This window comes from Actinocorallia sp. API 0066 (assembly GCF_020991275.1).
Taxonomy (GTDB): Bacteria; Actinomycetota; Actinomycetes; order Streptosporangiales; family Streptosporangiaceae; genus Actinocorallia.
Map to the genome: position 1 here is coordinate 152,884 of NZ_JAJLQY010000004.1, position 22,640 is coordinate 175,523.

A 22,640-nucleotide genomic window follows, 5' to 3' on the forward strand; every position below is an offset into this window, starting at 1 on the left:
TCACGACAGCCGCAGTTCTTCGTCGATCAGGCGGAGCAGCTCGTCGCCGGTGGCCGCGGCGAGGTCGGCGGCGAGGTCCGCGTCGGCCTCCACGTCCGCGTCCAGCGCCGCGTCGAGTTCGTCGGCGGCCTCCTCGGCGTTCGCGGGGGCGAGGAGTTCCAGCAGGTGCGCGGCTGCCTCGGCGGGCGTCGGGTTGTCGAAGGTGAAGGTGGCCGAGAGCCGCAGTCCGACGGCGGCGCCGAGCCGGTTGCGCAGCTCGACCGAGGCGAGCGAGTCGAACCCGGACTCCTGGAACCCGTGTTCCGGCCGGATCGCCTCGGCGCCCGCGTGCCCGAGGACGGCGGCGGCCGTCTCCCGCACGAGGTGCAGCAGGCGGCGGCGCCGCTCGGGCTCGGGCAGGTCGGCGAGCCCGTCCAGGACGCCCGCGCCGGACGCGGCGGGCGCGGCGCCGGGCTTGACGAGCCCGCGCAGCACCGGCGGCACGGGGTCGCCGAGCCCGTCGAGGTCGAGGCTGGTCGGGACGAGCGCCGCGTCGGGCGATTCCAGGATCCGGTCGAGCAGGGCGAGCGCGCGGGTGGTGGGCAGCCCGCCGAGCCCGCGCCGCGCCATCCGGCGGACCTGGGCGTCGGTGAGCGTCCCGGTCATCGTGCTGTCGGCCTCCCAGCGGCCCCACGCGGCGGCCGCGGCGGGCAGGCCGCGGTGCGCCCGGTGCGCGGCGAGCGCGTCCAGGACGGTGTTGGCGGCGGCGTACCCGGCCTGTCCGGGGTTGCCGAGCACACCGACGGCCGAGGAGAACAGCACGAACTCGGCGACGTCGTGCCGTTCGGCCGCCTGGTGCAGCCGCCACGCCGCGTCGGTCTTGGCGCGGAGCACGTCGTGGACCTGTCCGGGCGCGAGGTCGGCGAACAGCGCGTCGTCCAGGACGCCCGCCGCGTGCACCACCGAGGTGATGGCGCGGCCGGTGAACAGGTCGCGGACGGCGTCGGGCGAGGCGACGTCGGCGGCGGCGATCTCGACCCGCGCGCCGAGCGCCTCCAGGTCGGCGCGGAGCGCGTCCGCGCCGGGCGCGGCCGGGCCGCGCCGGGAGACGAGCAGCAGGTCGCGGCGGCCGTGCCTGCGCACCAGGTGCTTGGCGACGAGGCCGCCGAGCGTGCCGGTGCCGCCGGTGACGAGCACGGTGCCGTCCGGGTCGGGGCGGCGCGGGAGCGTCGCGACGAGCTTGCCGGTGTGCCGGGCCTGGGAGAGGCGGCGCAGCGCGGCGGGGGTCCTGCGCACGTCCCACGACTCGACGGGCGGCGGCGCGAGCGAACCGTCCTCGAACAGGGCGAACAGGTCGGCGAAGAGCACCGCGATCCGGTCGGGGTCGACGTCGAACAGGTCGAAGGCCCGGTAGACCGGGGTCACGTCGGCGGGGTCGCGCAGGTCGGTCTTGCCCATCTCGACGAACCTGCCCTCGGGGCCGAGCAGGGCGAGCGAGGCGTCAGTGAACTCGTGCGCGAGCGCGTTGAGGACGACGTCCACGTGCCCGAACCGGTCGGCGAACTCCAGGTCGCGGGAGGAGCCGACGTGCTCGGCGTCCAGCCCGGCCTCGAACAGCAGCGCCTGCTTGGCGGGGCTCGCGGTGGCGAACACCTCGGCGCCCAGGTGGCGGCCCAGTTGGACGGCCGCGCCGCCGACGCCGCCGGTCGCCGCGTGGATGAGGACCCGTTCCCCCGCCTTCAGCTCACCGAGGTCCACGAGGCCGTGGTAGGCGGTGAGGAACGCGACGGGCGCGGCCGCCGCCTCGGCGAACGTCCAGCCGCCCGGGATCGGCGCGAGGAGCCGCCGGTCGGTGACGGCGACCGGGCCGAGCTGGCCCTGGAGCAGGCCCATGACCCGGTCGCCCGGCTGGAGGCCGGTGACGTCGGGCCCGGTCTCCAGGACGATGCCCGCGCCCTCCGCGCCGATCCTGGCCTCGCCGGGGTACATGCCGAGCCCGATGAGCACGTCGCGGAAGTTCAGACCGGCGGCGCGGACCTCGACTCGCACCTCGGTGCCGGTGAGCGGGCGGGCCGCCTCGGGCGCGGGCACCGCGGTGAGCGCGTCCAGGCTGCCGGGCGCGGACACGTCCAGCCGCCACGGGCCCTCGGGCAGCACGAGCGCGTCGCGGGCGGGCCTGGCCAGGCGCGGGACGAGGAGTTCGCCGCGCCGCAGCGCCAGTTGCTCCTCGCCGGTGCGGACGGCCTCAGCGGCCTCGGCCGGGTCGATCGGGCCCGGCCCGAGGTCGAGCAGGGTGATCCGGCCCGGGTGTTCGGCCTGCGCGGTGCGGACGAGGCCCCAGATCCCGGCCTCGGCCAGGTCGGGCACGTCCTCGCCGTGCCGGGTGGCGACCGCGCCGCGGGTGACGACGGCGAGCCGTCCGGTGCCGCGCGCCAGCCACTCCTGCACGAGGCCGAGCGTCTGCACGGTGGCGGTGTGCGCGCCCTCGGGCAGCGACCGGGCCGTCCGGGGGTCGGTGAGGACGGCCCAGTCGTCGTGCAGCGCCCCGTCCCACAGGACGGTCCAGGGGCCCTGGACGGCGGCCGCGTCGCGGTCGGCGGGCAGCCAGTCGAGCCGGTAGGGCCGTTCGGCGCCCGCCGCCTCCCGGAACGCGAGTTCCGCGACGGTGACGACGGCGGTGCCCTCGTCGTCCACGGCCTCGACCCGGACGGCGCCGTCCCGCACGGTGGTGATCCGTGCCCGCAGCACGGCGGCGCCCTCCCGGTGCACGGTGAGCCCGGACCAGGCGAACGGGATCCGCACGCCGGGCCCGTCGAGGACCTCGCCGACGACGGCGTGCAGCACGGCGTCCAGCAGGGCCGGGTGGTAGGCGAAGCCCTCGCCGTCTCCGGCGGGCCCGGCCTCGGCGTACACCGTCTCGCCGTCGCGCCAGACGCCGCGCAGCAGCCGGAAGCCGGGCCCGTACTCGTACCCGCGCTCGCCGAGCCGCCGGTACAGCGCGCCCAGCTCCACCGCCTTGCCGCGCGGCGGCCACACCGAGGCCCAGGACGCGGGCTCGGCCCGCTCCCCCGCCGCCGGGGCGAGGGCGCCGGACGCGTGCCGGAGCCAGGGCCCGGAGGCGGTGCGGGAGTTGACGGTGACGGCGCGGAGCCCGTCGGGTCCCGGCGCTCCGGCGGCGACCTGGAGCGTCACCGGGGTGTCCTCGCCGAGGATCAGGGGCTGTTCGAGGGTGAGGTCGCTGAGCGTGCCGCCTGGGTGGGCGGCCAGTTCGGCGAGCGCCGTGCCGGGGAGCAGGACGTCACCGAGGATGCGGTGGTCGGCCAGCCACGGGTCGTCGGCGAGCGAGACCCGGCCGGAGTGGACGGTGCCGCCGTCGGCGAGGTCGAGCGCGGCGCCGAGCAGCCGGTGCCGGGAGCCCGGTGTGGCGGGCGCGGCGGTCAGCCAGTAGCGCTCGCGCTGGAACGGGTAGGTCGGCAGGTCGGCGCGCGGTCCCCGCCCGTGCGCGGCGGCCCAGTCCACCTCGACGCCCACGACGTGCAGCTCGGCCAGCGCGGCCGCCCACGACTCGGGCTCGGGCCGGTCCTTGCGCAGCGCGGGCACGATCACGGGGACGTCGGTGCTCTCGCGGGCGAGGGCGGTGAGCGTCGCGTCGGGGCCGAGTTCCAGGAGCGCGGTGACGCCCAGCTCGCGGGCGGCCCGGACGCCGTCGTGGAAGCGCACCGCGTCGCGGATGTGCCGGACCCAGTAGTCCGGGTCGGTGAGGCCGGTCGCGATGCGGCCGCTCACGTTCGAGACGATCGGGACGCGCGGCTCACGGAACGTCAGCCCCTCGGCGACCTTCCGGAACTCGGCGAGCGCCGGTTCGGTCCGCGCCGAGTGGAACGCATGGCTGACCCGGAGCGGACGGGCGCGGCGGCCCGTCTCCTTCCAGCGCCGGGCCAACGCCGCGACGGCCTCCGCGTCGCCCGACACCACGACGGACTCGGGCCCGTTGACGGCCGCGAGGTCCACGCCGTCGCCGAGCAGCGGCGCGATCTCCTCCTCGGTGGCCTGGAGCGCCGCCATCGCGCCGCCCGCGGGCAGCCGCTGCAGCAGCCGACCACGGGCGGCGACCAGGGCGGCGGCGTCGTCGAGGCCCAGCACCCCCGCGACGTGCGCCGCGGCCAGTTCGCCCACGGAGTGGCCGAGCAGCACGGCGGGCCGCAGCCCGGCGGACTCGGCCAGCCGGAACAGCGCCACCTCGATCGCGAACAGCGCGGGCTGGGTGTAGGCGGTCTGCTCCAGCAGCTCTTCGGGACCGAAGAAGACGACCTCGCGCAGCGGCCTTTCCAGCAGCGGCTCGAACTTGGCGAACAGCTCGTCGAGCGCGTCGCGGAACACCGGGGACACCTCGTAGAGGCCGCGCCCCATCCCGACCCGCTGGCTGCCCTGGCCGCTGAACAGGAACGCCGTCCCACCCTGCCGGACGGCGGTGCCCGTCAGCAGGCCCGGGTGGGTGCCACCGGAGGCGAGCGCGTCAAGCGCGCGCACGGCGGCGTCCGGCTCGGAGACGACGACGGCGCGCTCCTCGAAGGAGGTGCGGGTCGCGGCCAGGGCACGGGCGACGGCGGCCGGGTCGGCCCCGCCCGCCAGCACGTCCCTGAGCGAGGCGGCCTGCGCGCGCAGAGCCGGTTCGGTGCGGGCCGACAAGGTGAGCGCGGGAAGCGCGGGCGCAGAGGCGGGTGCCTCCTCGTCCACCGGAGGCGGCTCCTCGATGACGAGGTGCGCGTTCGTCCCGCTGATCCCGAACGAGGAGATCGCGGCGCGGCGCGGCCTGCCCGTCTCCGGCCAGGGGCGCGGCCCGGTCAGCAGCTCCAGTTCGCCGCCCGACCAGTCGACGTGCGGGGACGGCGCGTCCACGTGCAGGGTCGCGGGCAGCTCGCCCGCGCGCAGCGCCTCGGTCATCGCGATGAGTCCGGTGATGCCCGCCGCCGCCTGGGTGTGCCCAAGGACGGACTTCACCGAGCCGACGAGCAGCGGCCGGTCCCTGCCGGTCCCGTAGGCGGCCTGGAGGGCGCCCGCCTCGATCGGGTCGCCGAGCCGGGTGCCGGTGCCGTGCGCCTCGACCGCGTCCACGTCGGCGGGGGTCAGCCCGGCCGAACGCAGCGCCGCCCTGATCACCCGCTCCTGGGACGGCCCGTGCGGGGCCGTCAGCCCGTTGGACGCGCCGTCCTGGTTGACGGCCGAGCCGCGCAGCACGGCGAGGATCTTCCGGCCCGCACGGCGCGCGTCGGACAGCCGGGCGAGCAGGACCAGGCCCGCGCCCTCGGACCACGCGGTGCCGTCGGCTGCCGCCGCGAACGGCTTGCACCTGCCGTCGGGGGCGAGGCCGCCCTGGCGGGAGAACTCGGTGAACATGCCGGGCGTCGCCATGACCGTCACACCGCCCGCCACCGCCAGGTCGCACTCGCCCGACCGCAGCGACTGCGCGGCGAGGTGCAGGGCGACGAGGGAAGAGGAGCACGCCGTGTCGACGGTGAGGGCGGGCCCGACAAGGCCGAGCGTGTAAGCGAGACGGCCGGACGCGACGCTGGGGGCGCTGCCGGTGAGGGCGTGCCCGTCGAAGCCGCGCGGTGTCTCGTGCAGGCGGGTGCCGTACTCCTGGGCCATCGCGCCGACGAACACGCCGGTGCGGCTGCCGCGCAGCCCGGACGGGTCGATGCCCGCCCGCTCGAACAGCTCCCAGCCCGTCTCCAGGAGGAGGCGCTGCTGGGGGTCCATCACGGACGCCTCGCGCGGCGAGATGCCGAAGAAGGAGGCGTCGAACCTGTCGGCGTCGTAGAGGAAGCCGCCGTGCTTGGCGTAGGTCGTGCCGGGGCGGAACTCGCTCTGCGGGGCGTAGAGGGCGTCCAGGTCCCAGCCACGGTTCTCCGGGAACGTGCCGATGGCGTCGCGGCCGTCGCGCAGCAGCGCCCACAGCTCCTCGGGGCTGTGCGCGCCGCCCGGCCAGCGGCCGCCCGCCGCGATGATCGCGATCGGTTCGTCGGACGGGCCCGTCGTGGTCTCCTCCGCGACCGGCCCGCCGGTCAGGAACGCGGCGACGGCGCGCGGCGTCGGGTGGTCGAAGGTGAGGGTGCTCGGGAGGCCGACGCCGGTGGCCTCGGCGAGCCGGTCCCGGAACTCCACCGACCCGGCCGAGTCGAACCCGAGGTCACGGAACGCGGCGTCCGCGTCCACCGCGTCCGGGCCGTCGTGGCCGAGCACGGCGGCGGCGCTGGCGAGCACGGCCCGCAGCGCCTCGTCCAGCCCGAGGGCGTCGGCGGCGTCCGCCTCGTCCTCGGGACCGTCGAACGCGCCGACGGCGAAGCCGGAGCCGTCACGCGCGGAGGCAGGGGCCTCAGACGCTACGGGGGCGGCGGCGGCGGAGGTCTCGCCGGGCAGGGGGGCGCCGGGGATCCAGTAGGAGCGGCGCTGGAAGGGGTAGGTGGGCAGGTCCGTCAGGGCGCCGCCGAGCGAGTCCGGCCAGTGCACGGGCGCGCCCGCCGTCTGGGCGCGGCCCAGCGACAGGAGGAACTGCCGGAAACCGGGGCGGTCGCGGTGGAGCGTGCCGAAGGCGGCGCCGCCGGAGTCGCGGAGGATGTCGTCGGCGGCGGCGGTGAGCAGCGGGTGCGGGCTGGCCTCCACGAACAGGCCGTGCCCGGCGCCGACGGCGGCCCTGACCGTCGTCTCGAACACGACGGTCTCGCGCAGGTTCCGGTACCAGTAGGCGGCGTCCAGCCCTGCGGTGTCGAAGGGCGTGCCGGTGAGCGTCGAGTAGAACACCGCGCTCGACGGACGTGAGGCGACACCCGCGAGGTCGGCGATGAGCCGCTCCCGGACGGGTTCGACGAGGGACGAGTGCGACGCGTAGTCCACCGGCAGCCGCCGCACCCGGACGCCGTCGCCGCGCAGCCGGTCCAGCAGCGCTTCCAGCGCGGCGACCTCGCCGGAGACGACGGTCGCGGCGGGCCCGTTGACGACGGCGATGTCCAGGCCGTCGCCGAGCAGCGGCGCGACGCGGGCGGCGGGCAGCTCGACGGCCGCCATCCCGCCCGTGCCGGACAGGTCGGCGAGCGCCCTGCTGCGCAGCGCGACGACCTTGGCGGCGTCCGCCAGGCTGAGCGCCCCGGCGACGTGCGCGGCGGCGATCTCGCCTTGGGAGTGCCCGATGACGGCGTCCGGCTCGACCCCGTGCTCGCGCCACAGCGCGGCCAGCGCGACCATCACCGCGAACAGGGCGGGCTGCACCACGTCGACCCGCTCCAACGCGGCCGGGTCGGCGAGCGCCTCGTGCAACCGCCAGTCGGTGTGCGGGGCGAGCGCGTCGGCCGCCGCGTCGAGGGCGGCGGCGAACACCGGGGACTCCTCGGCGAGCGCCAGGCCCATGCCGGGGAACTGGGCGCCCTGGCCGGGGAAAACGAACACGGTGCGGCCCCGGTCGCGGGCGGCGCCGCGCACCAGGTGCGGCGCCTGCCCGCCCTCGGCGAGCGTGCGCAGCCCGGCGAGCAGCTCGTCCCGGTCGCCCGCGACGACCGCGCGCTGCGGAAGGTGCGCGCGGGTCGTCGCGAGCGACCTGCCGACGTCCGCCGCCGTGGGGCCGTCCGGGCCGGCGACGGCCGCGGCGATCCGGGCCGCGTGCGCGGCGAGCCCCGCCGTGTCCTTGCCGGTGACCAGCCAGGACACGACGGGGGTGCCCGACCGCGCGGAGGAGGACGCGGGGTCGGGCGGTCCGGCGACGACGATGTGGCAGTTGGTGCCGCCCATGCCGAACGAGCTGACGCCCGCGACGGGCGGGCGCGCCGCCTCGGGCCACGGCCCGGTCTCGGTCTGGACGGCGAGGCCCAGCGCGTCCAGCGGGATCGAGGCGGGCGCCTCGGTGTGGTTGAGGCTGGCGGGCAGCGCACCGTGCTCGATCGAGAGGACGACCTTGAGGAGCCCGGCGATGCCCGCCGCGCCCTCCAGGTGCCCGATGTTGGTCTTGACCGAGCCGACCCGCAGCGGCGTCGTCCGGCCCGCACCGAGCGCGGCGCCGAGCGCGGCCGCCTCGATGGGGTCGCCGACGCGGGTGCCGGTGCCGTGCAGCTCGACGTACTGGACGTCGTCGCGGCCCAGGCCCGCTTCGGCGAGGGCGCGGCGGACGACGTCCTCCTGGGCGGCGGCGCTCGGCACGGTGAGTCCGTCGGTCGCGCCGTCGTTGCCGGTGGCGGCGCCGAGAATGACCGCGTGCACGTGGTCGCCGTCGGCGAGCGCGTCGTCGAGGCGCTTCAGGACGAGGACGCCGCCGCCCTCGCCGCGCACGTAGCCGTTGGCCTTGACGTCGAAGGTGTGGCACCTGCCGTCCGGGGAGAGCCCGCCGAACCGGGCGGAGGCCAGGTCGGAGTCGGGCCCGAGGATGAGGTTGACGCCGCCCGCGAGCGCCAGCTCGGTCTCGCCCCGGCGCAGGCTCTCCACCGCGAGCTGGACGGCGACGAGCCCGGACGACTGGCCGGAGTCCACGGTCAGGCTGGGGCCGCGCAGGCCGAGCGCGTGCGAGACGCGGTTGGCGATGAGGCCCCGGTTGAGGCCGGGCATCGTGTGCCGGGTGACGGCGGAGCCGTCCGTCCGGGCCAGCAGCGCCGCGTAGTCGCCGGCGATCGCGCCGACAAAAACGCCGATCGCCCGGTCGGCGAGCCGGGCGGGCGAGAAGCGGGCCCGTTCCAGGGCCTCCCAGGCGAGCTCCAGGACGAGCCGCTGCTGCGGATCGACGGCGGACGCCTCGCGGGGCGAGATCCCGAAGAAGCCCGGATCAAAGAGGTCCGTCCCCTCCAGGTAACCGCCGCGTACGCCCGACCTTTCGGTGAGCGCCTCCGCGCCGGCTTCGAGCAGTCGCCAGAACGACGCCGGGTCGGGCGCTCCGGGCAGTCGGCACGACAGTCCGACAACGGCGATGGGAAGGGCAGCGGCCATGACGTCCCCCTGGGGAAGACCGATCTCGTTACATGATCGATTCTGTCTTCGCCCAGGGGGGACTCACCAGATCCACAACCCCCTAGGAACCCCTATCGGGCCTATCGGGGTACCGTCTCCAGGAATTCCGGAAGCTGGTTCCGGCGGGTCGCGCCGAGTTTCCGGTAAATACGGGTCAGATGCTGTTCCACGGTACTCACCGTGATGTAGAGCCGGGATGAGATCTGCCGGTTCGACAGGCCGCGCGCCGCGAGTTCGGCCACCTTGTACTCGGCGTCGCTGAGCAGGGCGCGCGCGGGTGGGGTGGGTGGGGCGGCGGTGGTCTCGCGCCCGGTGTGATCGACTTCACGCGGGTCGCCGGTCTCGCGCAGCACCGCCGACGCCTCCTCCAGCAGCCGGTTCCGTTGTTCGGCCGGGCCGGAGAGGGCGAGCAGCCGCAGCGCGAGACCGCGGGTGCGGCTCGGCGCGGAACCGACGAGTTCAAGGTGTTCGCGGGCCAGGGCGGCCGCCTCGGCCGGGCGGCCGAGCGCCAGGAGCGCCTCGCCCGCGCCGATCCGCCAGGCGACGAGACCGGGCAGGTCGATATTCCAGCGGCGCATCAGGGCACCGCATTCCCGATAGTCAGCGAGCGCTTGTTCGACATTTCCCGAGGTTCTTCGGAATTCCGCGCGGGCGGCCCGGTAATGGAGCCCGGCGGGGGTCTGGAAGACGGCTTCGGGAATGGGCACGGCCAGATATCTGATCACGCACTCGGTCATTCCGAGCGCGGTTTTCGCGGCGATCATCGTGCCGAGCGGGATGCCGATGGCGACACCCCAGTCCTGCCACGGGATGTGCGACAGCGCCGTCCTGACGCACTCGGCGGCGGCGGCCGGGTCGCCCTGCCGGAGCAGGGTCTCACCGCGCACCGCGGCGAACAGCCCGAGCCACACCGGGTCGCAGTGCGCCGTGGTCTGTTCCAGCAGCGGCTGCGACCAGCGGGCCGCGAGGTCGGCCCGGTCGGCGTACACGAGGGCGGCGAGCGCCGCCGTGAGCGACTCCAGCGCGTCGCCCTCCATCGGGCAGGTGCCGAGCACCTCCTCGGCGCCGCGCACGGCGGGGCCGCGCGCGCCGGTCGCCAGGAGGTCGCGCAGCACGTCGAATCCGCGGCGGCCACCCCGTGCGACGGGTGGACCGGTCCGCTCCGGGTACCAGACGGCGACCCAGTCGCGCAGCGCGCCGCCGGGGTCGCGTCCGGCACGTTCCAGCAGTTCCAACGTCCTTACCGCCTCGTCCGGTCGCCCGGTCCTGACGAGGTCCATCATCGTCGACTCCGCGATCCTGTCCGCGACCGGAGCCGCGAACGCAGTTCCCACAACCACAGTCCGTCCTCACCGTTGCTTGTGACGCGCACGCCACCTGGCCTTCACCCGGGGCACCCCGCATCAGTGAGGGTTGCCGGCCAGCAAGCCGGGGCTTAACGCTGGCACTCCTTGCCGACCCCTCCAGAATACACACTAATTAAGTAGGAAATACATGAATTTGGACACGTAAGCGGCACTCGTTGACGAGATGGGCATCACACAGCGGCGCCCGAACCGCTCCGGCCGATGCCGGAGACGGGGGCGCACCGCCGGACGGGCGGCCGCGGGTCAGACGGAGACGGTCTCCGGCCTGACGGCGACCGGCTCCGCGCCGCGCGGGTGGCTGCCGGAGTCGAGCGGCACCACACGGGACGCCGCCTCACGGACGAGCCCCGGATCGTGCGAGAGGACGACGTGCGCGACGTCGTCCTCGGCGCGCAGCGCGGCGACGAGGTCGAGGACACGGGTGCGGGCGGGGCCGTCCAGCCCGGTGAGCGGCTCGTCCCACAGCAGCACCCGCGGCGCGGTGGCCAGCGCCTCGGCGACCGCGACGAGCCGCAACTCGCCGCCCGACAGCCCGGCCACCTCGCGGTGCAGCAGCGCGGTGCGCAGGCCGACCCGGCGCAGCAGCGCGGCGACCCGGTCGGTCCGGCCCGCCGACGGCACACCGCCGACCCGCAGCGCCGCGTCAAGGACGGTGCCGACGGTCGCGCGGCGGCCGTGCGCGGCGAGCAGCCCGGCCGGATCCTGCGGCACGACCCGCAGCTCGCGCCTGACCCGCCGCCGCTCCGCCCGGGACAGCAGCGGCCACGGCCGTCCCGCGACGAGCACCGCGCCGCCGTCCGGCATCAGCGTCCCGGCCAGCAGCCGGGCCAACGTCGTCTTGCCCGCGCCGGAACCGCCGAGCACGCCGAGCGCCTCGCCCGCGCGCACCTGGAACGACACGTCCCGCACGGCGGGCGTCCCGTCGAAGCCCTTGCCGAGCTCCCGCGCCTCCAGCACGACCCGTCCCGTCTCGGGCGCCCGCGCCGGCACCTGCCGGGTGACCGGTCCGGCCAGCAGCCGCCGCGTCCTGGGGTGCAGCGGCGCGGCCAGCACGCCCGCCGCAGGCCCCTGCTCGATCGGCTCGCCCTCGTGCAGCACCACCACCCGGTCCGCCAACTCGGCCACCGCCGCCAGGTCGTGCGACGCGAGCACCACGACCGCCCCGGCCGCCTTCCGCTCCGCCAGCGCCCGCACCACCGCGGCCCGGTCCCGCCCGTCGAGCCCGGCCGTCGGCTCGTCCACCACGATCACCCGCGCCCCGCTTCCGAGCACCTCCCGCAGCGCCGCCCGCCGTCGCAGCCCGAACCCGCCGGGCGCCTCGGCCACCTCACCCTCCCGCGCGAACGTCCCGTCCGCGTTCAGGACCCGCGCCGACACCTCTGGAGCGAGCGCCCCGTCCGGGGACGTGCGGCGGGCGGAGGGAGGGGGCAGATAGGCGACGGCCAGAGGCAGCGGCGTCGTATCGGCGTGCAGGAGGCGGGCGGAGACCCTGGCGTCGGGCGTGTGGCGGCCGGCGAGGGCGCGCAGCAGCGCGGTCTTGCCGGACGCGGACGGGCCGACGATCGCGAGGCACTCGCCCGGATCGAGGGTGAAGGAGACGCCGCGGACGGCGCGGAGCGTGCCGAAGGTGACGCGCAGGTCGGCTACTTCGAGGGGCACCGTCCGGGCTCCGTTTCGCTAGCGGGCGGAAGTGGCGGCGGGGAACTCCGCGTGCAGGTCGGCGGTCAGGGACGCGACCTCGGCGCGCAGCCGGTCCGGGTCGGTCGGCTCGGCGTGGTCGGCGAAGGCCGTCGCCAGGTCCAGGGTCAGGAGGGTCGAGTGGTTGCTGACGATCCGGCGGGTCTCGGTGTCCCACAGGACGGGCACCGAGTAGTGCCCGGCGTAGCCCGGCTCCGTCGCGTCGTAAGCCTCGCTCAGGTAGCGGAAGCCGTTCACCGGGTCGGCGCCGCGCCGCTCGCGGAACGCCCAGCCCAGGCCGTCGCGCTCGTCGTCGACGTAGGACAGGCCGACGACGTCGCGCAGCCCGGCCAGGTCGAGGACGGCGACGGCACGCCCGGCGAACGGGCAGGTCCACGACGCGTACAGGTGGTACCGGCCCGACACGGCCGGGAACTCCGGCGAGCCGATCCGGCCCTGGAACGGGTAGACGGGACGGCCCGCCGCACGGGCCGCCTCGGCCCGTCCGGGGCCGTAGGAACCGTGCGCGGCGACGTCAACCGGCGGTGCGTAGGACATGGGTGCCTCCCTGCCCGGTGCCGTGCCACTCCCCCGCGAGGAGTTCGAACGAGCGGACCCGGGCCGCGTGGTCGTGAACGATGGTGGTGACGAGCAGTTCGTCGGCGCCCGTCACCCGCCGCAGGGTGCGCAGGCGCTCGGCGACGGTGGCGGGCGAGCCCACGAACTGGGTGGCGACCCGGTCGGCGACCAGGTCGCGGTCGGCGTCGCTCCAGACGTGCGCGGCGGCCTCCTCCTCGGTCGGGAAGGGGATCGCGCCGCCCTTGCTGCGGATGCTGCGCACCCACAGCCCGTACGGGGCGGCGAGACGGCGCGCGGTCGCGTCGTCGTCGGCCACCACGACGTCGGCCGAGACCACGACGTACGGTTCTGCCAGCGCCTCCGACGGCTTGAAAGCGGCACGGTACGCCTCGACGGCCTCCAGCACGTGGTAGGGCGCGACGTGGTAGTTGGCCGCGAAAGGCAGCCCCCGTTCCCCCGCGACCCTGGCGCTCTCCCCGCCGCTGCTCCCGAGCAGCCACAGCTGGAGGTCGGCGCCCTCGCCGGGGAACGCGTGCGCCTCGAGCCCGTCCGGCGTCCGGTACGTCCCGGCCAGCAGCGCGGTGATGTCGTCCAGCGTCTCCACAAAGCCCGGCGTCTCCGCGCCCGGCTGCTGGAGCAGGCCGAGCAGCCGCAGGAAGTCCGAACCCGCGAAGACCGACAGGTCGAACGGGCGCGGGATGAGCAGCCCGTCCACGACCCGCTCCTCCGCGCGCGGCGGCGGGGGCGCGCTCCGCAGCCCGTTGAGCTCGGCGCGGCGCTGCCCCGACCTGCCGATGCCCAGGTCGATGCGGCCCGGATGCAGCGCGTCGAGGGTGCCGAACTGCTCGACGACGGCGAGCGGCGTCCAGTGCCCGACCTGGACGGCGCCCGAACCGACCCTGATCCGGCGGGTCGCGGCGGCGACCGCGCCGATGAGCACCTGCGGCGCCGACGACGCGACGCCCGGCGCCATGTGGTGTTCGGCGAGCCAGTACCGGTGGTAGCCCAGCTCGTCGGCGCGGCGCGCGAGATCGAGGGTGTTGCGGACCGCCTCGGCTACGGTCCCGCCCGACGGGATCGGCGTGAGGTCGAGGATGGACAGGGGAACGGTCATGTCCGCCTTCCGTGGTCGGTGTCGTCGGGCCGGGTCATCGCGCGGCGGCGTACCGGTTGGCCGGACGGGGCAGGCCGAGCCGCTCCCGCAGGACGGTCTCGGCGTAGGCGCCGCGGAACGCGCCGCGCGCCTGGAGTTCGGGCACGAGATCGCGGGTGATCGCGGTGAGGTCGCGGGGCAGCGCGCCGGGCCGCAGCCGGAACCCGTCGAGGCCGCGCCCGTGCCAGTCGAGCAGCAGGTCGGCGAGGTCGGCGGCGCTTCCGGTGAACACGAGCGCGTCGGACGTGTAGGGGGTGCCGTCCAGCTCGTCCAGTTGGGCGAGCCTCTCGCTTCCGGACGGGCCGTCCTGGTCGCCGGGGTCGAGGAAGACCACAAGGTCGGCGAAGACCTTGAGCGGGGCGCCCTGTCTGCCGGTCCTGCCTTCGGCGGCGCGGACCTCGGCGAGGATCGACGTCACCTGCTCCGGCGTGTGCGGGGTGAGGTAGACGACGTCGGCGGAGCGCGCGGCGAACTCGTAAGGCACCGTGTCGTGGGCGAGCGACGTGATCAGCGGCTGGCCCTGTGGCGGGCGCGGGGTGATCGACGGCCCCCGGACGCTGAAGCGCGGCCCCTCGAAGTCGATGTAGTGGAGCCGCTCCCGGTCGACGTACCTTCCGGTCGCCGCGTCCCGGATGATCGCGTCGTCCTCCCAGCTGTCCCACAGCCGCCGGACGACCTCCACGGCGTCCGCCGCCTCGTTGAAGAGCTCGGCCACAACGTCCGCGTGGCGTCCGGTGCGGAAGTCGTCCACGGAGATCTCGGGCAGGGTGCGACGGCCGAAGTGGGCCGCGTCGGAGGCCCGGCCCGACACCTGCGGCCGCCAGCCCGCCCGGCCCAGCGTCGTGTGGTCGAGCGAGGCGATCCCGACGGCCACGTGGAACGGCTCGGTGTGCGTGGTGCTCGTCGTCGGGACGAGGCCGATGTGCGAGGTCACCGCCGACAGCCGGGCCGCGACCAGCACCGCGTCGAGCCTGCCGCGCACCTGGTCGGTGCGGCCGTCCGGGCCGTCCCAGCGGGAGGACTGGACGGCGAACGCGTCCTCGAACGTCAGGAAGTCCAGGAGGCCGCGCTCGGCCTCCGCCGCGAGATCCGCCCAGTAGGCGGCGCGGAACAGCTCGGCGGGCCGGGACAGCGGGTCGCGCCAGGCGGCGGGATGCCATCCGGCGCCGTCCAGCGCGACGGCCAGGTGCACGGTCATGCCTTCTCCCCTCCGGTGCGCGGCTCACGCAGGCCCAGGTGCTCGCGGAGCGTCGCGCCGGTGTACTCGGCGCGCAGGCTGCCGCGCTCGCGCAGCAGCGGGACGACCCTGTCGACGAACTCGTCGAGGCCGGTCGGGGTCAGGTGCGGGACCAGGATGAACCCGTCCGACGCCTCACCCTGGACGTAGCCGTCCATCTGCCCGGCGACGGCCTCGGGCGTCCCGACGAACGTCTGGCGGCCCGTCGCCTCGATGACGAGTTCGCGGATCGTCAGGCCGCGGGTGTCGGCGAGTTCGCGCCACCGCCGGGCGATCGCGACCCGGTCGCCGCGGAACTGGGCGCGGCCCTTGGAGACGCCCTCGCCCGCGTCGGGTTCGAGGTCGGGGAGCGGGCCGTCGGGGTCGTAGCCGGAGAAGTCGCGGCCCCAGATGCCCTCGATGTAGGCGAGCGCCGTCGGGGCGCTGACCTGGGCGCGGCGGATCGCGGCGGCGCGCTCGGCGGCCTCGTCCTCGGTGTCGCCGAGCACGACGGTGACGGCGGGCAGGATCTTCAGGTCGTCCGGCCGCCGCCCGTACCTGGCGAGGCGCGACTTGACGTCCTTGAAGAACGCGCGGGCCTCCTCCGGGACGCTGTGGCGGCTGAAGATGACGTCGGCGTCGGAGGCGGCGAACTCGCGGCCCTCCTCGGAGTCGCCCGCCTGGATGATGACCGGATGGCCCTGCGGCGGGCGGGGCGTGTTGAAGATCCCGGAGATGTCGAAATGCTGGCCTTGGTGGCGGAACGCCCCCTGGTCGGGGGTGACGAACTCGCCGGACTCCCGGTCGGCGCGGAGCGCGTCGGCGTCCCAGGAGTCCCACAGCTCCCGGACGGTCTGGAGCGCCTCGCGGGCGCGGGTGTACCGGTCGGACTGCGGGAGGTAGCCGCCGCGCCTGAAGTTCTCGCCGGTGAACGCGTCCCAGCTCGTCACGACGTTCCAGGCGGCGCGGCCGTCGCTCAGGTGGTCGAGGGTGGCGAGGCGGCGGGCCAGCTCGTACGGCTCGTTGAACGTCGAGTTGACGGTGGCGGCCAGGCCCAGGCGGCTGGTGGCCCCGGCGAGGGCGGCCAGCACCGTCAGGGACTCGGGCCTGCCCATCACGTCGAGGTCGTGGATCCTGCCCTTCATCTCGCGCAGGCGCAGGCCCTCGGCGAGGAAGAAGAAGTCGAAGCCGCCGCGCTCGGCCGTCTTCGCGAGGTGGACGAACGAGGCGAAGTCGATCTGACTGCCCGCGTCCGGATCGGACCAGACCGTTGTGTTGTTCACCCCGGGGAAGTGCGCCGCAAGATGCATCCTTCGCCCCATTGGCGCCCCTCCCCGAGACTTTCCCCATGACCTACTTAAACAGTAGGAAAAATAGGTCAATCCGTCAACGGCTGGCGATCATCAAATCCAGCGGGAGGAGGACTCCTCGCCCAGACCCCACGAACGGATCCGGCGCGGACGGATCCGGATGACCTCGCCGCTCAGGAACCCCGCGACCCCGGTGACGGCCTCGGCGCGGCCCCTGATCTCGATGCCCCGGACCGTCCACGGGTCCAGCGCGGCGATGTCGTCCACCACGAAGGACACCTCGGGATGCTTCTGGACATTGGCGAACTTGCGGCTCGCGCCCATGTTCCAGCCGCCGATGTCGATCCAGCCGTGCTCGGCGTCGACGGTGAAGCCGACCGGGTTGTTCTGCAGGGTCCCGTCCGGGGCGAGGGTGGCCAGGCGCCCGAGACGCTGGTCCTCGAGGTAGCGGAGTTCCGCTGGCGTGAACGTCATACCGCCGATCGTCGGACATCAAGTGCGGTTGAGGTCAAGCCGGTCACCAGGTGTCGACGCCCCTGCTCCGGGCCGGGTTCGTCCAGCCGTCGCGCCGCTCGGGGGTCGTCAGCAGGGCCGAGAGGGCGGCGCGGGTGTCGGCCGGGTCGATGACCTCGTCGATCTCCAGGTGGGCCGCGGTGTTGAGGGCGCTGCCCTGGGCGTAGGCGAACGCGACCATCTCCTCGAACGCGCGGCGGCGCTCGTCCGGGTCGGTGATGGCGGCGAGCGCGTCCCGGGCCGCCAGACGGACCGCGCCCTCCAGGTTCATGCCGCCGAACTCACCGGTCGGCCAGGCCAGCGTCGCGGCGGTGTTGTGGAAGTGCCCGGCCGCCATCGCCAGCGCGCCCAGCCCGTACGCCTTGCGCAGCACGACCATCGCGACCGGCACCGTCAGATGGCCGCCGACCACGAACAGCCGCGGGAAGTGCCGTACCGTCGCGGTGCGCTCGGCGTCCGGGCCGACCATGAACCCCGGCGTGTCGCACAGCGAGACGACGGGCAGCCCGAACGCGTCGCAGAGGTTGAGGAACCGGGCGAGCTTGTCGGCGCCGTCCGCGTCGATCGCGCCGCCGAGCACCGCCGGATCGTTCGCGATGAGGCCGACCGGGCGGCCCTCAATCCTGGCGAGCGCGGTGATCGCGCAGCGCCCGAACGCGGCGCGCAGCTCCAGCACCGCATCCGTGTCGCACAGCGTGGTGATGACGGCGCGCACGTCGTAGACGCGCTTGCGGTCCTCGGGCACAAGATGCCGGAGGAGGCGCTGGTCGGCCGCCTCGAACGCCTCGACGGGCCCCTGGAAGTACCCGAGGTACCGCTGGGCGACGGCGACGGCCTCCGCCTCGTCGGCGACCGCCACGTCCACAACGCCGTTGCGGGTCTGCACCTCGATCGGGCCGACCTCCTCGGGGGTGAACACGCCGAGACCGCCGCCCTCGATCATCGCGGGGCCGCCCATGCCGATCGTGCTGTCGCGCGTCGCGATGACCACGTCGCAGGTGCCGAGCAGTGCCGCGTTGCCCGCGAAGCAGCGGCCCGCGGCGATGCCGATCGTCGGGACGACGCCGCTGAGCGCGCCCATCGCAGTAAACGTCGGATAGTGCAGGCCCGCGACCATCGGCGCGTCGGTGTCGCCGGGGCGTCCGCCGCCGCCCTCCGCGAACAGGACGACGGGGTGGCGGCGGGTGTGGGCGAGTTCCAGAATCCGGTCCATCTTCTGGTGGCCGAAGTAGCCCTGCGTCCCGGCCAGGACCGTGTAGTCGTAGGCGAGGACCGCGCAGGTCGAGCGCTCGGGTGGGAACAGCTCGGCGTTGACGCGGCCCAGGCCGGTGATGATCCCGTCGGCCGGGGTTCTGGCCTTGAGCTCCTCTTCCGTGCGTCGTGCGCGTTGCGCCGCGACGGCGAGGCCGCCGTACTCGACCAGCAGGCCCGCGCCGTCGGTGAGGTCGGCGATGTTCTCGCGCGCCGTCCGCAGGCCCAGCCGGTGCCGCTTCGCGACGGCCTCGGGCCGCGCCTCGTCCGTGAGGAGGTGCCGCCGCTCGAACAGCCCCGCGAGGTCCATCCTGACAGCGTCAAGATCTAGGGTGACGGGCCCGCTCTCGGCCGTCTCCCCCGATCCGTCCGGCACGACGACGGCGAGCGTCTCGCCTTCCGCGACCACGTCACCGACCCGCACCCGCACCGCCGCCACCGCTCCCCCGCACGGCGCCGTCACCGGATACTGCATCTTCATCGCCTCGACCACCACAAGCACGTCCCCGCCCTTCACCTCCGCGCCCACGCCACCCTGCACGGCCGTCACCACCCCGTGCACCGGAGCCAGCAGCCCCCGCCCCTCAGCCAGCCCGCCCTCGTCACTCCCCGGGGGTCGCACGTCCGTCCCTGCCGCGAGCCGATCGTCCGTCTCCAACGGCTCTGTGCCCCGCGCGTCCGTCTCGGGCAGGCGGGCGAGGGTGGGAAGGGTGCGGTCGAGCCATGCCGTGTCGACTCGGGAGGCGGCGAAGTCGGGGTGGTCGAGTATCGCGGTGTGGAGCGGAAGGGTCGTCGGGACTCCCTCGATGACGGTTTCGGCGACGGCCCGGCGGGCCAGGCGGAGCGCGGCGGGAAAGCCCGACGGGTCGTGCACGATGAGCTTCGCGAGCAGCGAGTCATAGCGCGGGTTGACGTCGAGGCCCGGATACGCGGCCGCCTCGACCCGGACACCGGCGCCCGAGGGCGGCTCAAAGCGCGCCAACGTGCCCGCCGAGGGCGTGACGGTGCCGTCCGGCCGCACCGTCTCGGCGTTCACCCGGAGCTGGATCGCACAGCCGCGCGGCCTGGGCACGTCGGCCAGACCCGCTTCGGCGAGCGTCGCCCCGCCCGCGAGCCGGAACTGGGCGGCGACAAGATCCAGCCCGAGAACCTGTTCCGTGACCGTGTGCTCGACCTGGAGACGCGGGTTCACCTCAAGGAAGAAGAACCTGCCGTCCGGCAACGCGAGGAACTCCACAGTGGCCAGCCCACACAGCTTCGCCTCAGAAGCAAGCCGCACCGCAGCGTCCAGCAACTCCCTGCGCTCAGCCTCCGGCAGCACCGCACTAGGCGCGATCTCGATGAGCTTCTGATGCCGCCGCTGCACACTGCACTCGCGATCCCACAGATGGACGGCCGCCCCCGTCCCATCCCCCGCGACCTGCGCCTCCACATGCCGAGCCCCCTCAAGCAGCACCTCCACATACAACTCCCCCGACCCGAACGCCGCCCGAGCCTCGACCTCCGCCGCCGCGAACGCCCCCGCGATCTCATCCCGCCCCCGCACCACCCGCACCCCCCGCCCACCCCCTCCCGCAACCGCCTTGACCATCACCGCCCCGTCCCCCGCGAACGCGTCCCAGAACCCCAACACCCCCGCCAGATCCGTAGCCCCCTCAGTCCCCGGCAACAACGGCAACCCCGCCTTACGCGCCGCCTCCCGCGCTTTCCCCTTATCCCCGAACAACGCAAGCGTCTCCGGCGAAGGCCCCACAAACACCAGCCCAGCCTCCCGACAAGCCCGAGCAAACTCCGCACTCTCCGCCAAAAACCCATAACCCGGATGCACCGCATCCACCCCGGCCCGCACCGCCGCCCGCACCACCCCCACCACATCCAAGTACGCCGCGACCCCCTCCCCCTCCAACACCACAACCTCCCCCATCCACCGCACATGCCCACCCCCCACCTCATCCAAGGCCCGAACCCCCACCACCTCCAACCCCAACCCCACCGCCGCCCTCCCCACCCGCAACGCCACTTCCCCCCGATTAACCACCAAAACCCTCCCAAAACCCCCCACAACCCCACCCCTCCCCCTAGCTCCCACCCAACCCCCCCATCCTCCCCACCCCGCCCCTCCCCCACCACCCCCACCCCCCAACCCAGTGCCCCCGCCCACCCCCACCCCACCCACCCAGTGCCCACCACCAAAGACACCCACCCACCACCAACAACCAGCAGTGAGCACGGCGACTCGAAGCATCCCAGGTCCAGCACACCCCCACCACATCGCCCCCCGCTCCCACGCCCCCCTCAATAACCACAGCCCCCTCCCGAAGTAGATGCCCCAACCCCCCGACCCGTGCTCCCCTCCACTCCCCCCACCCCACACACCAAGCCCACACACCAACCGTCACCCTCCCTGCCCCACCGCCCACCCCCAGCCCCCACCCTCGCCCCGGCCGGTCCGACTCCCCTCCCCCCTGCCCCCTCACCAACGCGAATCCGGCCGATGCGCACCCCCAGACAAACCTGGCCAAGCGGTACCCAGCCAAGCCGACCCAAACCGACCGGACCCAACAGCGCCGCTCCTAGCTGAGCGGTGCCCAACCCATCGGGCCCAGCCAAGCGAGTCCTCACTGAACGGGCCCCAGAGCGAGCCGTGGCTGAGCGAGGCCCAACCCAGCAGGGCCAACCGAGCATCCTGGTCCGAAGCGAAGGACTCCTCCCCCTAACAAGCACGCCACGTGCCGTCCCGCACCGGACGCCTGAGCGCACGGCAACGTCCGCCGCGCAGGCAGCAGCCCCCGGGCACCCACCAGGCACACCGAGCCTCGACCTAGTGGTCGCCCAGATGACCGAGGGGTGGCGGGAACTCCGCCGCGCGCACAGTCGCCAAGGACGCCTACCGGTACACCCTCCAACTGCTCCGGGTGGCGGGAACTCAACCGCGCGCACAGTCGCGCCAGCGGGGGGCGGACCCACGTCCTGGCGAGCACAGCGCGCGCTGTCCCCCGGCGAACGCCTGCGTGCAGCGGTCACGCGCGCAGCGCGTGCAAGGGCCACGGGCACGGGCACGGGCTAGGCGAGCGAACCGTGGCCTTGTGGTCGCCCACTTGGCCGAGAGGTGGTGGGGTAGCCGAGGCTCGGCGGTGCGCGCAGTCGCATTGGCGGGGTGCGCTCCGACGTTCTGGTGGGCGTGTCGCGTGTTGTCCTGCGGCGGGTGGTGGGGGGATGGGTGTTTGGTGGTTAGGGGATGGGTGTGGGGTCGGGGCTAAGGGTGTTGGGGGGTTGGGTGGGGAGCGGAGGGTGGCGGTTAGGGCGGTGGTGAGGAAGGTGATGAGGGCCAGGGGGAAGAGGTAGTAGGTGGGGGTGGGGCGGGGGGCGGTGGTGAGTTGGGGGGTTACCTTTTGGTGGGGGTCGGTGCGGAGGGGGAGTTCGGTGCCCGGGGGGTGGCGGCGGGTGTCGCCTACGGTGCCGTTGATCGGGGTGCCGTCTCGGGTGGTGAGGGTGTAGCGGTAGTAGCAGCCCGCGCCACTCTGTTCGCAGGCGGAGGTGGCCACGACGCCTGTGGTGGTGTCGCCGAAGAGGGTGAGGTAGGCGTCCTTGGGGAGGACGCAGCCGCAGATGAAGACGGTGGCGGCGAACAGGAGACTCGTCCAGGCGGGCCACCAGGCTAGGTGGCCGTCGACGCGCCGGTTCGCGGCGCGGGCCAGGAGGAACGGGGAGGCCAGGGCGGCCAGGCCGAGCGGGACGCCGAGCAGCCAGGCGACCAGGCCGGGGGCGACGGCGATCGCCACACCCTCGGCGAGCGACACCGCGGCGAGGCCGCCGGTGATCAGCACGGCCCGCACCCAGCGGCGGGCCGGGACGAGGCGGCGCAGGCCCGCTCCGAGTGGTCGGCCACGCCGGGCGGCGAGTTCGCCCAGCACCGTGGTGAGCGCGACGAGCGCCGTCCAGGCGGCGAACACAGCGAGCGCCGCCGTCTCCAGGGAGCCGTCCTCGACCTCCGCCACCAGGCGCGGGGCCAGGACCCCGAGCGGATCGACCACGACCCGCAGCGGCGTGCCCGGGGCGAGCCCCTCGACGGCGCCCTCCAACTCCCCCTCGATCCGCTTGCCGTCCGGGCCCGCCAGCCGGTAGACGTCATAGCCGCCGTGCCGGGTCCTGACGTGCTCCACAGACGTGATGACGGCGGCCGTCTCGGTGCCCGACGCGCGTAGATAGGAGTTCGCGGGCACACCGACCACAAGCAGGCCGAGCAGCGGCAGACCCGCCACGACGGCGGCGGTGAGGGCGGCCCAGGCGGGACCCCAGCGCAGCAGCAGCCAGCCCGCGCCGAGCAGGCATCCGGCGGCCGGTAGGGCCGTCGTGGCGCCAAGGAATCCGCCGACCCCGGCGGCCCAGCCCAGCAGTAGCCAGACGATCGCCGTGCCGAGGACGAGCGCGCCCGTCCGCAGCGCCACGCGGCCCCATCCGGCTCCGCCGCCCATGCCCGTTCCTCCCCCGTAGCCCGTCGCCGATGTCGGACGCGCCGGAGACGCCAGCGGTTCGCGGAGATCATCAGCTTCGGATGGCATATGCCGGGATATGGGCGATTTCTTGGGTCCGGTGGGGCCCGTGATGAC

10 protein-coding genes and 1 riboswitch are annotated in these 22,640 nt (G+C 74.7%); all 10 genes read right to left on the reverse strand.

Translation table 11 applies throughout. The features are described 5' to 3' along the window. Positions 1-8,943 (reverse strand): type I polyketide synthase, encoded by an 8,943-nt coding sequence (locus LO762_RS11650; RefSeq protein WP_304523639.1) that lies wholly within the window; start codon positions 8,941-8,943, stop codon positions 1-3. Between the two features lie 101 nt (positions 8,944-9,044). Further along, a complete protein-coding gene (locus tag LO762_RS33460; RefSeq protein ID WP_230614616.1) occupies positions 9,045-10,298 on the reverse strand; it encodes a LuxR family transcriptional regulator in 1,254 nt (417 codons plus the stop codon). A gap of 16 nt (positions 10,299-10,314) precedes the next feature. Beyond that, positions 10,315-10,420: riboswitch (SAM riboswitch) on the reverse strand. Positions 10,421-10,574: 154 nt separating this feature from the next. Continuing rightward, positions 10,575-11,990 (reverse strand): ABC transporter ATP-binding protein, encoded by a 1,416-nt coding sequence (locus LO762_RS11670; RefSeq protein ID WP_230614617.1) that lies wholly within the window; start codon positions 11,988-11,990, stop codon positions 10,575-10,577. 18 nt (positions 11,991-12,008) lie between these two features. Further along, positions 12,009-12,566, reverse strand: coding sequence for a hypothetical protein (locus LO762_RS11675; protein ID WP_230614618.1), 558 nt, complete (start codon positions 12,564-12,566; stop codon positions 12,009-12,011). Next, positions 12,544-13,701, reverse strand: a complete 1,158-nt coding sequence (locus tag LO762_RS11680) for an MsnO8 family LLM class oxidoreductase (RefSeq protein WP_230614619.1) — start codon at positions 13,699-13,701, stop codon at positions 12,544-12,546. The genes LO762_RS11675 and LO762_RS11680 overlap by 23 nt, the downstream gene beginning before the upstream one ends. A gap of 34 nt (positions 13,702-13,735) precedes the next feature. Continuing rightward, positions 13,736-14,938 (reverse strand): LLM class flavin-dependent oxidoreductase, encoded by a 1,203-nt coding sequence (locus LO762_RS11685; protein ID WP_230614620.1) that lies wholly within the window; start codon positions 14,936-14,938, stop codon positions 13,736-13,738. Further along, positions 14,935-16,266 (reverse strand): NtaA/DmoA family FMN-dependent monooxygenase, encoded by a 1,332-nt coding sequence (locus LO762_RS11690; RefSeq protein ID WP_230614621.1) that lies wholly within the window; start codon positions 16,264-16,266, stop codon positions 14,935-14,937. The genes LO762_RS11685 and LO762_RS11690 overlap by 4 nt, the downstream gene beginning before the upstream one ends. A gap of 93 nt (positions 16,267-16,359) precedes the next feature. Continuing rightward, a complete protein-coding gene (locus tag LO762_RS11695) occupies positions 16,360-16,740 on the reverse strand; it encodes a PPOX class F420-dependent oxidoreductase (RefSeq protein WP_230614622.1) in 381 nt (126 codons plus the stop codon). A 43-nt stretch (positions 16,741-16,783) separates the two neighbouring features. Further along, positions 16,784-20,119 (reverse strand): carboxyl transferase domain-containing protein, encoded by a 3,336-nt coding sequence (locus LO762_RS11700; protein ID WP_308103742.1) that lies wholly within the window; start codon positions 20,117-20,119, stop codon positions 16,784-16,786. Positions 20,120-21,050: 931 nt separating this feature from the next. Next, on the reverse strand, positions 21,051-22,505 hold the full coding sequence (locus LO762_RS11710) for a hypothetical protein (RefSeq protein WP_230614623.1): 1,455 nt from the start codon (positions 22,503-22,505) through the stop codon (positions 21,051-21,053). Positions 22,506-22,640 lie beyond the last annotated feature (135 nt).